Origin of the sequence: Streptomyces venetus, assembly GCF_039540295.1 — a bacterium.
Classification (GTDB): Bacteria; Actinomycetota; Actinomycetes; order Streptomycetales; family Streptomycetaceae; genus Streptomyces; species Streptomyces venetus.
Genome location: NZ_BAABET010000001.1, coordinates 157,894 through 172,458 on the forward strand (window position 1 = coordinate 157,894; position 14,565 = coordinate 172,458).

13 protein-coding genes and 1 pseudogene are annotated in these 14,565 nt (G+C 71.6%); 4 read left to right on the forward strand and 10 right to left on the reverse strand.

Annotated elements, in window-relative coordinates; translation table 11 throughout:
- The first annotated feature begins 5 nt into the window (after positions 1-5).
- Both ABEA82_RS00690 and ABEA82_RS00695 read left to right on the forward strand, forming a co-directional pair.
- Positions 6-1,028 (forward strand): Gfo/Idh/MocA family protein, encoded by a 1,023-nt coding sequence (locus tag ABEA82_RS00690; RefSeq protein ID WP_345659334.1) that lies wholly within the window; start codon positions 6-8, stop codon positions 1,026-1,028.
- 91 nt (positions 1,029-1,119) lie between these two features.
- Positions 1,120-1,709, forward strand: a pseudogene (locus tag ABEA82_RS00695) (SDR family oxidoreductase).
- A gap of 263 nt (positions 1,710-1,972) precedes the next feature.
- Here ABEA82_RS00695 and ABEA82_RS00700 read toward each other — a convergent pair.
- The gene (locus ABEA82_RS00700) at positions 1,973-2,299 is read right to left on the reverse strand and encodes a nuclear transport factor 2 family protein (protein ID WP_345659335.1); all 327 of its coding nucleotides are present in this window, start codon (positions 2,297-2,299) and stop codon (positions 1,973-1,975) included.
- 151 nt (positions 2,300-2,450) lie between these two features.
- Between ABEA82_RS00700 and ABEA82_RS00705 the strand changes: the two genes are divergently transcribed.
- Entirely contained in the window at positions 2,451-3,008 is a 558-nt protein-coding gene (locus ABEA82_RS00705; RefSeq protein ID WP_345659336.1) for a DoxX family protein, read from the forward strand.
- 47 nt (positions 3,009-3,055) lie between these two features.
- A complete protein-coding gene (locus tag ABEA82_RS00710) occupies positions 3,056-3,397 on the forward strand; it encodes a MazG-like family protein (RefSeq protein WP_345659337.1) in 342 nt (113 codons plus the stop codon).
- A 23-nt stretch (positions 3,398-3,420) separates the two neighbouring features.
- On the opposite strand, the gene ABEA82_RS00715 is transcribed toward ABEA82_RS00710, so the two are convergent.
- The 9 genes from ABEA82_RS00715 to ABEA82_RS00755 all read right to left on the reverse strand — a co-directional run bounded on the left by ABEA82_RS00715 (position 3,421) and on the right by ABEA82_RS00755 (position 14,468).
- The gene (locus ABEA82_RS00715; RefSeq protein WP_345659338.1) at positions 3,421-4,617 is read right to left on the reverse strand and encodes an ATP-grasp domain-containing protein; all 1,197 of its coding nucleotides are present in this window, start codon (positions 4,615-4,617) and stop codon (positions 3,421-3,423) included.
- Between the two features lie 73 nt (positions 4,618-4,690).
- Entirely contained in the window at positions 4,691-5,641 is a 951-nt protein-coding gene (locus tag ABEA82_RS00720) for a cupin-like domain-containing protein (protein ID WP_345659339.1), read from the reverse strand.
- A 44-nt stretch (positions 5,642-5,685) separates the two neighbouring features.
- Positions 5,686-6,429: an alpha/beta hydrolase gene (locus tag ABEA82_RS00725; protein ID WP_345659340.1), complete on the reverse strand. Its 744-nt coding sequence runs from the start codon at positions 6,427-6,429 to the stop codon at positions 5,686-5,688.
- 2 nt (positions 6,430-6,431) lie between these two features.
- Positions 6,432-7,037, reverse strand: a complete 606-nt coding sequence (locus ABEA82_RS00730; protein ID WP_345659341.1) for a GNAT family N-acetyltransferase — start codon at positions 7,035-7,037, stop codon at positions 6,432-6,434.
- Positions 7,034-8,668, reverse strand: a complete 1,635-nt coding sequence (locus ABEA82_RS00735; protein ID WP_345659342.1) for an AMP-binding protein — start codon at positions 8,666-8,668, stop codon at positions 7,034-7,036. The genes ABEA82_RS00730 and ABEA82_RS00735 overlap by 4 nt, the downstream gene beginning before the upstream one ends.
- A complete protein-coding gene (locus tag ABEA82_RS00740; RefSeq protein WP_345659343.1) occupies positions 8,661-10,664 on the reverse strand; it encodes a class I tRNA ligase family protein in 2,004 nt (667 codons plus the stop codon). The genes ABEA82_RS00735 and ABEA82_RS00740 overlap by 8 nt, the downstream gene beginning before the upstream one ends.
- A complete protein-coding gene (locus tag ABEA82_RS00745) occupies positions 10,661-11,755 on the reverse strand; it encodes an NAD(P)/FAD-dependent oxidoreductase (RefSeq protein WP_345659344.1) in 1,095 nt (364 codons plus the stop codon). The genes ABEA82_RS00740 and ABEA82_RS00745 overlap by 4 nt, the downstream gene beginning before the upstream one ends.
- Positions 11,752-13,080, reverse strand: a complete 1,329-nt coding sequence (locus tag ABEA82_RS00750; protein WP_345659345.1) for a lysine N(6)-hydroxylase/L-ornithine N(5)-oxygenase family protein — start codon at positions 13,078-13,080, stop codon at positions 11,752-11,754. The genes ABEA82_RS00745 and ABEA82_RS00750 overlap by 4 nt, the downstream gene beginning before the upstream one ends.
- 116 nt (positions 13,081-13,196) lie before the next feature.
- Complete coding sequence (locus tag ABEA82_RS00755; RefSeq protein WP_345659346.1) at positions 13,197-14,468, reverse strand: MFS transporter; 1,272 nt, start codon at positions 14,466-14,468, stop codon at positions 13,197-13,199.
- Positions 14,469-14,565: the final 97 nt, after the last annotated feature.

The following is a 14,565-nucleotide window of genomic DNA, read 5'->3' on the forward strand; positions in this document are numbered from 1 at the left end:
CGGGAATGACGGCGGACACGGTGCGGTGGGGGGTCCTGGCGACCGGAGGGATCGCGGCGGCGTTCACCGCGGATCTGATCGACCTGCCCGACGCGGAGGTCGTGGCGGTGGCCTCACGCTCGCAGGAGTCGGCGAAGGCGTTCGCGGAGCGGTTCGGGATACCCCGGGCGTACGGCGACTGGAACGCGCTCGCGCAGGACGAGGACATCGATGTCGTCTACGTCGCCACCCCGCACACGGCCCACCGGACCGCCGCCGGTCTGTGTCTCGCGGCCGGGCGGAACGTGCTGTGCGAGAAGCCGTTCACGCTGAACGTGCGGGAGGCGGAGGAACTCGTCGCGCTGGCGCGGGAACACGGGCGCTTCCTGATGGAGGCGATGTGGATGTACTGCAATCCGCTGGTGCGGCGGCTGAAGTCGCTGGTGGACGACGGCGCGATCGGTGAGGTGCGCAGTGTGCAGGCGGACTTCGGGCTGGCGGGGCCGTTCCCGCCGTCGCACCGGCTGCGCAACCCGGCGCTGGGCGGGGGCGCGCTGCTCGATCTCGGCGTGTACCCGGTGTCGTTCGCGCACCTGCTGCTCGGGGAGCCGTCGGACGTCGCGGCGCGAGCGGTGCTCTCGGAGGAGGGCGTGGACCTCCAGACGGGCGCCCTGCTCTCCTGGGAGGGCGGCACTCTCGGTTCCGTGCACTGCTCCATCGTCGGCGGTACGGCCACCTCGGCCTCGGTCACCGGCGCGCAGGGCCGTATCGACATTCCGAACGGCTTCTTCTTCCCGGACCGTTTCGTGCTGCACCGGGACGGCCGTGACCCCGAGGAGTTCACGGCCGACCCGGCGGACGGTCCCCGCAACAGCCTGCGGCACGAGGCCGCCGAGGTGATGCGCGCCCTGCGGGCCGGCGAGACCGAGTCCCCGCTCGTCCCGCTCGACGGCACGCTCGCCGTGATGCGGACGCTCGACGCGATCCGGAACCAGGTCGGCGTCCGCTACCCCGACGAGACGGGCGAGCCGGAGCTCACGCCGGCTTGAGGCCCTGCTCCCCCACCTCCGTCACGAAGGACGTCGAACGTGACGGAGGGATGAGTTCCGCATGGCGGAGCCTCCCGTACGCTGCGGGCCCATGAATGCCGAGGAAGATGCAATCGCGGTGGTGACCGGGGCGGGCTCCGGCATCGGCCGGGCGGTCGCGGTGGAACTGCTGCGCGCGGGCTGGTCGGTGGCGCCGGCGGGGCGGCGCGTGGAGACCCTGGAGGAGACGGCGGCCCTGGTCCCCGGGGGCGCGGTTCTCACCGTACGGACGGACGTCTCACGGCCCGAGGACGTGACGGCCCTCTTCGCCGCCACCGTCGAGCGGTTCGGGCGGGTCGACCTGCTGTTCAACAACGCGGGCACGTTCGGGCCCGGCGGGGTTCCGGTCGAGGAACTGCGACCAAGCACGCGCTGACCGGCCTGACCAAGTCGCTGTCGCTGGACGGGCGGCCGTACGGGATCGCCGTGGGGCAGATCGACATCGGCAACGCGGCGACGGACATGACGGCCCGTATGGAGACGGGAGCCGTGCAGGCGAACGGGGAGGTCGCCCCGGAGCCGGTGATGGACGTCGCCGACGTGGCCCGCACGGTGCGGCACATGGCGGAGCTGCCGTTGGAGGCGAACGTGCAGTTCGCGACGGTACTGGCGACGGCGATGCCGTACGTGGGGCGCGGCTGAGCCACGCCCGTGGTCGTCAACTCGTCAACGTGCACAAGCGGAATTTGAACATCCGCACCATTGCGGCCGGTCGGCCACATATGCTCAACTCTCCTACACCAAAGCTTCACACTTGGAGCAGAGGGCTTCCGTCGGCCGTATCCGAGCCACATCCAGGGGGGGGAGGCGGCAGTCGTTCCACGGCACCGGGTGGGGGTGGATCCCGCGTGGGACCGCGGGGTACGCACCGGTGCGTGGAACGACTGCCGCTTCGGCCTGTCGCGTCAGGCCTGCCCGGTCTCGAAGCGGGAGATCCTGCCGTCGTCGTCCACGGTGAAGCTCCAGCGGGTCCGCATCTCGCCCCAGGTGTCGTTGGCGTAGCGGGCGATCAGGGCACGGCCGCCGTTGGACTCGTTGTCGACCTCGATGTGGCCGTGTGTCGAGAAGATCTCCCGCTCGACCCAGTCGGCGAGGTCGCGGTCGGAGCCGTCGTCCGCCATGGTCGCGCCCGGCGCGAGGAGCGCCATGAACCCCTCGCGGTCGTGGTTGTTCACGGCGGTCACGAAGGCGCGGACGGCCGGATCGCTGAGGCGCGTGGTCTGAATCGTCATGCGAGCCAGCCTCGTACCGGCCACCGGAGCCCGCCACCCGGACCACCCGAACGGCGTCCTGGGCGGGTCCGCCGGATGTCGTCGGGTGTCAGGAGTGCGACGGTGGAAACGCGGGAGGGGACCTGTCCCTGCTGACCTCTCAGGAGTCATCGTGACCGCATACGACCGACGTGATCTGGGCCTGCTGCTGCTCCGACTGGGTACCGGAGGGGTGCTGGCCGCACACGGCACGCAGAAACTGTTCGGCTGGTTCGGCGGGCACGGCATCGAGGGCACCGGGCAGTTCATGGAGTCCGTGGGCTACGCACCCGGCAAGGCCAGCGCGACGGCGGCCGGCCTCGCGGAGACCGGCGGCGGCACGCTGCTGGCCCTGGGGCTCGCCACGCCGGCCGCGGGCGCGGCGGCGGCCGGCGCGATGGCCGGTGCGGCCGCGGTGCACACCCCGAACGGCTTCTTCAACCAGAGCGGCGGCTACGAGTACGCGGCGACCCTGGGCCTGACGGCGGCCGGCCTGGCCGTCACCGGCCCCGGACGGATCTCCCTGGACCACGTGCTCGGGCACGCGGTGAACCGGGGCTGGATGATCCCGGCGGCGTTCGCGGCGGCGGCGGCCGGGACGGCGCTGGTCGTGGGGGCGCGCGCCAAGCGGCTGCGCCAGGCGAAGGAGGGCGAGCAGGACCCGCTGTTCGACGAGGACTACATGGAGTAGGACGGCGGCCCGGGGCGTTGTCAGACCCACGTGGCAGGCTCCCGCCCATGAGCGATCACACACCGCCCGCGCCCGACCTGTGGGCCGCCGTCGACGCCCTGTCGGAATGGCTCGACACCAACCGCCCGGTCGAGGGCCGTGAGGACATGCTCCTGCGCATCCTGAAACTGTCCGAGGAGGTCGGGGAGGTCGCCGAGGCGGTGATCGGCGCGACCGGCCAGAACCCGCGCAAGGGCGTGACCCACACGTGGGACGACGTGCGGTCGGAGCTCTGTGATGTCGTCATCACGGCACTGCTGGCGCTGCGGACGCTGACGCCGGAGGCGCGGGAGGTGTTCACCCGGCACCTGGAGCGGGTGACGGAGCGGTCGCTTGCCTCGCGGAGCTGACCGCCCCGGTCACCCCTGCCCGGTCAGAGCGGCTGCGTCACCACCTTGACCAGGTCGTGTGCCCGTTCCGCCGCCGCCATCGCCCCGGCCGTGTCCGCGCCCGTGCACAGGACGTACCCCTGGCGGGCCGTGGACGAGGTGAGGGGGCCCAGTTCCTGGCCCGGTTCGAGTGTGCAGAGGAGCCTCAGCACACCCGGGGCGGTGCGGGCCTCGCTGAGGCCGTCGACGCCGAGGATCCGGACGTTCTCGTAGGAGAAGAAACGGATCGCGGCGCCGCCCGCCACGCGAGTGCGGGGCGGGCGGGGCAGGCCGAGCAGCGCGGCGAACGTCTCCGCCATCAGGTCGACTCCGCTCACCAGCTCGCACAGCTCCCAGATCTGGTCGCCGCCGACCCGTGTCTGCGCCTCGATGAGCCTCGGCCCTGAGGCGGTGAGCCGCAGCTCCGTGTGGACCGGGCCGTCCCGTTGCCCGACGAGGGTGAGGAACCGCGTCACGAGCTCCTCGACCGCCGTCCGGGACGCGTCGTCGAGCCGGGCCGGTACCTGGTGCCCGGTCTCGACGAAGCGGGGCAGGTCGGTCGTCACCTTCTCGGTGACGGCCGCGATCTCGTGCCGGCCCCCCACCGAGACGGACTCGACGCTGAACTCCGGCCCGGTGAGGAACTCCTCCACGAGCAGCGGCCCGTCCGCGGCCCGGCGCGACCACTCCCACCGCTCGGCGAGTTCCTCCTCGGACGCCGCCAGGTACACCCCTTCGCTGAGCCCGCCGTCGCGCGGCTTCAGCACGACCGGGCCGCCGCCGAGCTCCCGCAGGAAGGCGCGGGCCTCCTCGACGCCGGCGCACAGCCGGTGCCGTACGGGACTGAGCCCGTGCCGGTCGAGCAGCTCGCGCGTGCGCGCCTTGTCCCGGGTCAGTTCCACCGCGGTCAGGTTGTCCCCCGCGATGCCCAGCTCCCGGGCGACCCGGGAGGCCGGGTGCAGCCCGTACTCGGTGAAGGAGGCGACCGCGTCGAAGGGGTCGACGCGGTGCCACGCGCGGGCCACCGCCAGGACCTCGTCGAGGTCCCGGTAGTCCAGCACCGCGTAGTGGGCCGCGCTCGTGTACTGCCGGGCGGCGACCCGCTCCGGGATCTGCATCATGGAGAAGCGGACCCCGAGCCGGTCCAGCTTGTCGAGTTCGCTGCCCGGCCCGCCGACCAGCAGCACGTGCTTCTGCGCCATCGCCTCGACCCTCGTCGTAGGAACGTGAAGAAACCGGACGTGAAGAACTGGACGTGAAGGGACTCTACGGCGGCTACGGCCGCAGCCTGGACAGGTCGATGCCCATGCGATTCGCCCAGGCGCGGCTGCGCATCAGCACCACGTCGAACAGCTCGGGGTGCGTCCGCCTGACCTCCTCGGGGTTGAGGGCGAGGGCGAGCAGCTCGGTCATGCGCTGGCGGATGTGCGCCTGGAGGTTGATCTCGTCCAGGCACTTGCGGCCCAGGCCGATGGAGTCGCTCAGCAGCTCGATGCGGTGGTACCAGTTGGCCGGCAGGTAGAGCACGTCGCCGGGCTTCAGCACGAATCGCGCCAGCTGGGTCTCGGGCGCCTCGACCAGCCGGGTCCAGTCCGCCTCGGTGTCCTCGTGCAGGACGGCGTCGGGGCCCATGACGTACCACAGCTTCTCGCCGACGATCTGGGCGTGCATCACGTCGACGGTGTACGAGTCCTGGTGCAGCCGGGTGACGCCGCCCTGCTGTCCCAGCCACAGCTGGTGGTTGGTGGAGGCCGCGTCGCCGTACAGGTTCCGCCGGAAGTCGTACCGGGCGATCTCCATCTCCGGCATGTCCGCGGCCAGTTCGGGAGCGGTGGTCTGGTAGTACCACTCCTGGAGGTAGATCGGCGTCGCGCCCTCGTGCCGGTTCTCCTTCAGCAGGTGGACGAACTCGGCGACGGTCGCCTCCCGGGCCGCCTTGGTGTTGTAGCTGTCGACGACGACCCGGACGTCGCCGACGCGGTCGGCGAGGTGGTCGAAGGACCAGGTCTGTACGGACGGCCAGTCGGCGACGTGGTTCTCCAGGACGACGGGGCGCTGCGGGCCGCGGTATTCACGGACGAACTCCTCGGGCGTGAGTCCGCTGCGCCGCTCCAGTTGCGGGGCGTGCCCGACCGCCGCGGAGAGCGGGCCGGTGTGGAAGGCGCGCTCGACGGCCGCCAGGCTTTCGAGGTCGTGCCGCCTCAGGATGTTGGGCTCGGTGTGCACGGTTTCCTCCCCGGATGTGCGGCGGACGGTCCGCCGGTCGGTGGTCAACGGAGGCTGTCGGTGACGAGTGCGCGAAGGGCCCCCAGCACCTCGCGCCGCCGCTCCGCCCGGTCGGGCAGCCGGCGGTGGATGAAGTGGTCGCAGTCGAGCCGGATCAGCCGCCGGGAGCGGGCCTTGACGGAGTGGGCGAGATAGGCGTCGATCACGGACCCGGGCACCACCTGGTCGTGGTCGCCGGCGACGATCAGCAGGTCGCCGTCGAACTCCCGGATCCCGGCGAAGGCCGGTGAGTCGGCGTAGGGGCCGGGCCTGGCGCGCTCCTGGCCGAAGCGGACGTCGGCCTCGCTGTCCGGATAGGCGGCGGGGCAGAACAGGGCCAGGGCACGGGGCCGGAGGTCGGGCACCGTCCAAGCGGCCAGGTGGGCACCCATGCTGGTGCCGATGAGCACGGGGCGCCGGTCCTCGGCCAGCAGCCGGGCCGCCGCCAGGGACTCGTTCCGTCGCTGCCGCAGGGTCGTCTGCTCCAGCTCGCCGGTGCTCTCCCCGTTGCCGGAGAACTCGAAGGTCAGCGAGGAGTGCCCGTGTCCGGCCAGGTCGTCCAGCAGGTAGCGGACGGCGTGCCGGGAGGCGGTGGTGCCGAAGCCGTGCAGATGCACCACGTCGGGCGGGGCGCCGTCGGGCGCGTCGATCCTGGTCGCCGCCAGGCGCTGGCCGGCCGCGTGCAGGAAGAGGTCCTCGGCATGCGGGAGGGTCGCGGCGGGCGGTGTGCCGTGGTCGTGGAGGGGCATGGTCAGACCCCGGTTCCGTCGGTGAGCGCGGCGAACCGCTCCTTGCGCAGGGCGGGCCACTCGTCGCGCAGGATGCTGTAGTAGACGACGTCCCGGCGCCGGCCGCCCGGCATGTAGTTGAAGCTGCGCAGCACGCCCTCCTCTCGGGCGCCGAGCGTGGCGAGGCCGGTGCGGGCGACGGTGTTGAGCACGTCCGTCTTGAACTCGACGCGCTCGCATTCCAGGACGTCGAAGGCGTGGTCGAGCAGCGCGAGTTTCGCGGCCCGGTTGATGCCGGTGCGGCGGGCGGCGGTGGCGACCCAGGACCAGCCGATCTCCAGACGGCGGTCCGCCGGCGCCAGGTTGCCGTAGGCGCTGCTGCCCATGATGCGGCCGCTGTCGCGGTCGACGATCGCGAACACGATCCGTGTGCCGCTCAGGGTGTCCTTGATGGCGGTCTCGAGGAAGGTGTCGAGGTCGGCCGGTGTCGCGATCCTGGTGACGAAATAACGCCAGATCTCCTCGTCGTAGACGACGCGTTCGAGGTCGGCGCGGTCCGTGACGCGGATCCGCCGCAGTTCGACCCTGGAGTTGGACAGCACCGCGTCCGGCAGGTCGTTCCAGCTCACGTTGTACTCCTCGGTGTCGGCTCTGTCGCGACGACCACCAGGGGACGCTCGGCCGACGGACCGGGGGCGGGGCCCCCGTAGACATCCGACAGCTCCCGTGCGTACCGCTCGTGGACGGCTCGCCGCTTGGGCTTGAGCTGGCCGGTCAGCAGTCCGTTCGCGGTGGAGAAGCGCTCGGTGGCGATCACCACGGCGTGGACGCGCTGGTCGGGCAGCAGTTCCTCGTTGACCCCGGCGACGTGGCGGCTCAGCTCGGCGGGGCCGAGGCCGGGGCCAGGGCTGGGCGACGACAGCGACATGACGGCGGTCAGGAACTCCCTGCCGTTGCCATAGAGCACGCAGTCGCGGATCGCGGGGTGGGTGCGCAGGCGTTCCTCGACGAGGGGCGCGAGCACGTTGTAGCCGCTGCTCACCGTCAGGACGTCGTCCACCCGGCCGTGGATGAAGAGGAACCCGTCGTCGTCCAGGTGGCCGATGTCGTGGGTGCGCACCTCGCCGGTGGGCAGGAACATCTTCTCGTTGGTGCCCGGGGCGCACCAGGTGTAGCGGTGGTTGACGGGGTGGCGGCTGCCGACGATGAGGACGCCGTCCCGGTCGAAGCGGACCGTCTTGTTCGGCAGTACCTTGCCGACGCTTCCCAGGCGGAAGGCGCCGGGGTGGTTCTTCGCCACGATGCAGGTCTCGTTGAGGCCGTAGCCCTCGTAGAGCGGCACGCCGCCGTCGTTGAAGAACTCCAGCACCGCCTGGCTCGCGGGGGCGGAGCCGGTCCACAGGTAGCGGACCCGGCCGCCGAACTCCGCCTGGAGGATCTCCTTGCGCTTGCCGGGGTCGGCGGGCAGTTCCATGGCCTCCAGGCGTTCGCGGATCTCCTCGTAGAAGCCGGGCACGCCCATGACGACGGTGGGGTGGGTGCGCCGGGCCGTGTCGAGGGCGTCGTCGATCCGGGCGAGCGTGACGTCGTGGCCGTGCGCCAGCGCCGAGTAGATCCAGTAGCGCTGCTGGAGGAACCAGTTGCCGAGGAAGACCAGCAGGTTGTCGCCGTCGCCGTGGGCGAACATCCGCTGCACCTCGTGCAGGGAGCTGTTGACGCTGGCGACGGTGGCCTCCAGGCCCTTGGGGACGCCCGTGCTGCCCGAGGTGAACTTGACGGCCAGGATGTCGGCCGGGTCGTAGCCCTCGTGGTACCGGGGCAGGGTGTCGGGGGCGAAGTCCTCGGCCCAGCCGTCGACCGTGCCGATGTCGCGCAGGGCGCCGGTCTCCGCCGCCCCCTCCACCTCGGCGAAGAGCAGCTTCAGCCCGTAGTCACCCGGCAACCGCTCAGGGTCGAACCGACCCGGTTCAAAACCGGCCGTGACCGCGCCGAGTTTGATCAGGGCGAGGTCGAGCAGCACCCAGGCGAGGCTGTTGGGCGCGAGGATGCCGACGCGGTCCCGCGGCCGGACGCCGAGGGCGTGCAGATGCCGTGCCACGTTGAGGGCCCGGGCGTCGAGCTCGGCCAGGGTGAGGGAGCGGACCTCACCGCCCGGGCCGCGGTAATGGAAACGGTGCCGGGTGTCGGCGCACGGGTGGAGGGCCAGGGTGTTGACGACGTCGGTGACGTCGCCGGCCGGTGCGGCCGAGGGGTCAGTCATCGGACGTGGCCTTCTCGTCGGTGGCGCGGAAGAACACCGCGTCGCTGAGGGACACCTTCGTACCGGCGGGCAGCAGTTCGGGCGTGGCGGGCCAGACCTCCGGGCCGGTCAGCCCCAGCGCCGCCGCCAGCCGGCCGGCGAACCGGGGCATGACCGGGGCGGAGCACCGGGCGAGCAGCCGGGCCGCGGCCAGCTCCAGCGCGAGCGCGGTGCGCGTACGGTCCTTCTCGGCGGGGCCGGTCAGGAGGTACTCGCGTGCGGTGAAGCGGACGGTGTCCTCGACGATGCCGTGCAGTTCGTCCGCCGCCTGGTTCAGCGAGAAGCCGTCCTGCCCGAGGCTCTGGGTGACAGCCGCGAGGCGGACACCGAGCCGGGCGAGGAACGCGGTGTGTTCCGGCGTCCAGACCCCGGCGTCGGGTGCCTGTCCGTCGTACCACGCGTCGACGCGGCTGCCGAGGTCGCCCAGCCAGCGCTGCCAGGTGCCGATCAGTGTGTCGGCGAGGGCCGATTCGTACGCGGCGGGGTCGAAGTTGGTGCGCCGTCCCTCGGGGCGGGTGCGGGCGAGGAAGAAGCGGACCGCGTCGACGCTGTCGGCGGTCAGGACGTCCTTGCCCCACACCGCGTGCCCGCGGCTGGTGGAGAACTTCTGGTGCTCCAGCAGGTAGAACTCGTTGACGTGGTAGTCGATGTCCGGCTCCCAGCCCGGGAAGGCCAGCTTGTACAGCACCGGGTAGAGCAGTGAGTGGTAGAAGCTGTTGTCGTAGCCGAAGAAGTGGACGATCTTCCAGTCCTGCTGCGGCGCCGCGGCCTTCCAGTCCTTGCCGAGGCCGCGGCCGAGCGCCTCGATGCCGTGCAGGAATCCGTACGACATCTCCGGCCACACCCAGATGACCTGCCCGTCGGCGCCGGTCTCGGCGGGGTTCACGCCCCAGCCGGAGGGGTGGGTGACCGGCAGGTCGAGCCGGGCGCCGGACAGTACGCGGTGGGCGAGTTCGCGGAGCCGGACCGGGACGCGGCCCAGTTCGTGGTGGGCGGCGAGGTCGTCGCGGAACTCATGCAGCGGCAGGCAGTAGCGGGCGAGGTCGGCGCGGCGCGGGGGCTCGCCGGTGCGCCGGGTGCGCGGGTCGGTGAGGTCCGCGCACACGTTGGGTTCGCCGCACTCCTCGCAGATGTTGCCGCTGGTGGGCGCCGAGCAGCCGGGGCAGCCGCCGGAGACGTCGACCTCGTACACGTAGGCGCCGGTCTCGGCGTCGAACAGCGCGGGTGTGCTGCGCGGGTTCACGGAGCCGGAGTCCACCAGACGGGTGAAGAACGCCCGCAGTCCGTCGGGATAGGACGGGTCGGCGTCGGTGACGGTGTACTGGTCGGGCCGGATGTCCATCAGCGCGAGGGTCGCGGCGATCTCCGCCGAGAAGTGGGCGGCCGTCTCGGCCGGTTCGCGCCCGTCGCGCCGGGCGCGCTCGGCGACGTAGCTCTGGTAGTCGTCGCTGCCGGTCAGATGCCAGGCCTGGACGCCGTTCATGCGCTGGAAGCGGACGAACGCGTCGGCACCGAGGTAGGGGCCGGACAGGTGGCCCAGGTGGAGGTCGCCGTTGGGGGTGGGCGGGGTGGAGAAGACGAACACCGGCCGCGCGCCGAACCGCCTGCGGTCGGCGGCATCGGCCGCGGCGGCCCGCGCCGCGTGAGCGGGGTCGCGCCAGTAGAGGTCGAAGAAGAGCAGGTCGTCGCTGCCGGTGTTCTCGATGACATGGGTCTCGAACGGCTCGAACATGGCAACGGTGCCGGGGGCGGCCGGAGTGCGCTCGCCGTCCACGACGAGGTCGCCGGTGCCCTGGACGATGACGAAGACCTCCGTCTCGTCGTGCTGGTGCGCGTCGCTCGCACCGCCGGCGGGCACCCGGCCCCAGCCGGCTCCGGGGCCGAAGCCCTCGACCGAGCTCATGTCGATGCCGAACGCGGCGGACAGCGCGCCCGGTTCGTAGTGGGTGATCTTCACGCTGCGGTCCTTCGTCCCGTCGGGCCCGGGTGGCCGGGGTGTCCCGTGCCTCCCGGGGCGATGTGCAGGAGATCGGCGGTCTCTGCGGCGAGGGCGGGCGCCAGCCGGTACCCGGAGCCGCCCGCGGCGCCCGCGAACACGACCCGGCCGCCGTCGTCCAGCGTCCGGACGATCGGTTCGCGCGTGGGGCTGTAGGCGTCGCAGAAGACCCGCCCCGAGGTGGTGCGTTCGGCCAGCGCGGGTGCGTACCGGTTCAGGCAGGCGTGCGCCTGAGTCAGGTCGGCGGCGGACAGTCCGCCGGCGAGGGCGTCGGGGTCCACGTCCCATTCCTGGCAGGTGTAGCTGAACAGCCAGTGGCCGCGGTGGCGCAGCGGGAGGAGGAAGGCGTCCTCGTCCTCGAAGACGATCACGCCGTCGTCCTCGGTGGGTGCCCGGTCGACGTGCAGGGCGACGATCTTCTTGACGCGGGCGCCGAGCGGCTCGACCAGTGACGCCCAGGCGGGGTCCGCGAGCCAGGGCCCGGGCGCGAGCACCACTCGGGACGCGGTCAGTGTGCCGCCGGTGGACAGGTGCAGGGTGACGTCGCGGGGGCCGGGCTCGACCGCCGTGACGCGGGTCGCCTCGCGCAGGGCGAGGCGAGGGCGCAGGCTCGTCGCGAGCGCTTCGGTGAGTACGCCGACGTCGGCGTACTGGCAGCCCTGCCCGGTCCACACGCCGGTGCCCGGGGGTACGGCGACCAGACCGCCGGGGACCTGTTCGGCGGGCGCCGGCCGGGCCGTGGTGAGGTAGGTGCGCCCGATGTGGGCGGGGTCGGTCGCCAGCATGTGCAGGGGCAGCGGGTGGATGGGCAGCGTGGGGTCCTCGGCCGCGAGCCGGGCGTAGGCGGCCTGGCTGTGGGCGGACAGCCGCCGGACCCGTTCGGTCGCCCCGCGCGGGAAGTGCAGCCCGGCCGATCGCCTGCTGGCGCCGCTGGCCACGACGTCCCGGTCGAGGAGCGTGACGCGCGGGCGCGGGTCACGCCGGGTGATCTCGTGGGCGACGAGGCAGCCGATGATGCCGCCGCCGACCACGGCGATGTCGGCGTCGCTCATCCGCTCACCCCCTGGGCCGCTTCGGACGGGTGCGACTTGGGCGCCCAGTCGAGGAACGACTCGGCCTGCTCGTCGGTGCGGACGCCGCGCATCCGGTCGGCGATGCGCCGGCTGCGCCAGGCGACCAGGCTGAGGTTGCGGTCGGCGAGACCGCGCTGTCCCTGGGCCGCGTTGTGCACGAAGATGTTGCGGTCGCCCGGGCCGTCCCAGCGCACGGCGAAGCTGTCGTCGATCCGGTACTCGTCGCCCTCCCGCTCCAGCCGGCCGGCGAGCGGTTCGAGGAAGGCCGGGGTGGCGGGCCGGAATCCGGTGGCCCAGATGACGACGTCGGTCTCGAACCGGGTGGCGGTGCCCGGGTGGTCGCCGCTGCGGATCTCCACGGACCAGTCGCCGACGGCGCCCCGCTCGACCTCGGTGACCGAGTGGCCCGGGTACAGCGCGACCAGGTCCCGGTCGCCCTCGACGAAGCGGTGCACGTAGACCTGCTGGTACACCTCGCGCAGCGTCGCCTCGGAGATGCCGTCGCTGCTCAGCACCAACTGGGCGTTGAGCTGCTCGCGGGTGGCGCGGTCGAGGCGGGCGAAGTAGTCCGAGTAGCTGGGCATGTAGAAGTCGTTGGTGAACGGGGAGTCGTCCATCGGGAAGTAGTTGCGGCGGCGCGAGACCCAGGCGACCCGGCGCGGCCGTTCGCCGTCCGGCCGGGAGATCAGGTCGAGGAAGACCTCCGCTCCGGACTGGCCGCCGCCCACCACGCAGACCCGTTTGCCGCCGAGGTTGCGGCCCTTGTCGACGACGTCGCAGACGTGGAACTGGTCGTCCCGCGGCAGCAGGGGCGCCACCGGCGGGACCCACGGGGAGGTGCCGATGCCGACGGAGATGTTGTCGGCGGTGAGGGTCCGGCGGTCGGTCTCCACGACGAAGGTGCCGCCCGAGGTGCCGTCGAAGTCGACGGAGAGCACTTTCTCGTTGAAGACGACGTTCTCGTTCTGTTCGCTCGCCCAGCGCAGATAGTTCCGGTATTCCTGGCGCGGCATGGCGTCGAACTGCGCGTTGATGAAGTGGTAGATCTTTCCGTGGGCGTGCAGATAGGAAAGAAAGGAGAATCGGTTCGTAGGGTCGGCGAGACTTACCAGGTCCTTGAGCATGGATACCTGGAGCGTGGTGCCGGGAAGTTGCTGACCGTCGTGCCAGCCGAAGTACTCCTTCTGCTCGAGGAAAAGGCTGGAGATGTTCTCGTCGCCGTGCAGGAGAGAGGCGAGGCTCAAATTGGCCGGCCCGACTCCCACACCGATGCAGCCGTAAGGGCGGCTGTCGTTCTTGCGCATGCGGGTACCCCTAGGTGTTGTGTGACACCGGTGCCTGGAACCGAATCGGCGCGATTGCACGGCTGCACGGCGAAGCCACGCGCCGGTCAGTGGCCGTTCGGTAATGGGGTGGTGCGTTACTGACTGCGGACGCCGAGTTCCGGTTCGTCCGGTGCCTCGCCGCGCAGGTGCGGGCGCCGGGCCGCCGCGGAGACCACCGGGCGTACGCACAGGCCCGCCAGGAGGAAGACCGCCGCGAGTGCCGCCCAGCCGGCTGTTCCGTTGCCGATGACGCCCACCGTCATCAGGACCGGCCCCACCGCCACCTGGACGCTGGATCCGAGGTGGAAGGTGGCGAGGTATTCGACTCGGGACCGGTTGGGCGCCAGCCCGAAGGACAGGCTCCACTGGCCCGCGGACTGGAGCAGTTCGCCGCCGGTGAGCAGGATCATGGCCACGAGCAGGATCGCGATCGCGAGCACCGTCGACTCCGCGTACGCGGCGGTGGCGAAGCAGGCGCAGCACAGGGCCAGGACGACACTGGCTCTGCGCAGGGCCGCGGCGCCCTCGGCGACCTTCTCCGTGCCGCGTGCCACGCGGACCTGGAAGAGGACGGCCAGCACGGTGTTGACGACCAGCAGGACGGCGACCAGGGAGTCCGGTGCCCGGGTGTGCAGGGTGATCCACAGGGGGACGCCCACGCTGAGCAGCGCCATGTGGAGCATCAGCAGGGCGTTGACCCCCGCGGCGGCCGTGTACCAGCGGTCCCGGACGGCCGGGAACAGCAGGCGCGGCCCGCTGCCCTTGCGCTGGGTGCGCACATGAGGCCGGAACTTCAGGAAGGCCAGGAGCGTGGCGGACAGGGCGAACGAGAGCGCGTCGCCGAGCATCATGGCCAGGAACGAGGTGCGCGTCCCGATCTGGAGGGCCACCGCGGCGAGCAGGGCCCCGACCGTGTACCCGACGTTGTAGACGACGCGCATTCTCGCGGCCATCTCGGCACGCCGTTCCGTGCCGACCGCCAGTTCCACGAGCGCCTGGCCCATGGGCCGTGCCGCCTGCTCGGCGACGCCCAGCAGGCCGACGACGCAGAGGAACGACACGAAGCCGTCGACGAAGAAGTAGGCGGCGAACCCCACCGCACAACACGCGTGCAGCAGCATCAGCACCAGCCGTGGACCCCACCGGTCGGCCAGTCTGCCGAACGGAATGGGCCCGAGGATTCCGAGAATGCCGGCCAGGGACAGTCCGAAACCCACCTGGGCGGGGCTGAGACCCACGATCTTGGTGAAGAACAATGCCGAACCGGCCAGATAAAGGCCCGTTCCGGTGGCGTCGATGAATCCGACGAGGAGCAGCCCGGCACCGCTTCGATTGACCGCGAACTTGTCTACGAACGACCCGATCACGTCGCTACCACCAGGCGCGGCCGGTCGCCTCCGGAATACTGGTGGGTCTTGGACTTGAACGCATGCTGACCATCGAGAACTTCCCCCGTTCCCCGTT

What these genes read in the sequence shown, in the direction of transcription:
- ABEA82_RS00690 (WP_345659334.1), top strand. Translation starts at nt 6, where the DNA reads ATGACGGCGGACACGGTGCGGTGGGGGGTCCTGGCGACCGGAGGGATC.
- ABEA82_RS00700 (WP_345659335.1), bottom strand. Translation starts at nt 2,299, where the DNA reads ATGACGATTCAGACCACGCGCCTCAGCGATCCGGCCGTCCGCGCCTTC.
- ABEA82_RS00710 (WP_345659337.1), top strand. Translation starts at nt 3,056, where the DNA reads ATGAGCGATCACACACCGCCCGCGCCCGACCTGTGGGCCGCCGTCGAC.
- ABEA82_RS00715 (WP_345659338.1), bottom strand. Translation starts at nt 4,617, where the DNA reads ATGGCGCAGAAGCACGTGCTGCTGGTCGGCGGGCCGGGCAGCGAACTC.
- ABEA82_RS00725 (WP_345659340.1), bottom strand. Translation starts at nt 6,429, where the DNA reads ATGCCCCTCCACGACCACGGCACACCGCCCGCCGCGACCCTCCCGCAT.
- ABEA82_RS00735 (WP_345659342.1), bottom strand. Translation starts at nt 8,668, where the DNA reads ATGACTGACCCCTCGGCCGCACCGGCCGGCGACGTCACCGACGTCGTC.
- ABEA82_RS00745 (WP_345659344.1), bottom strand. Translation starts at nt 11,755, where the DNA reads ATGAGCGACGCCGACATCGCCGTGGTCGGCGGCGGCATCATCGGCTGC.
- ABEA82_RS00750 (WP_345659345.1), bottom strand. Translation starts at nt 13,080, where the DNA reads ATGCGCAAGAACGACAGCCGCCCTTACGGCTGCATCGGTGTGGGAGTC.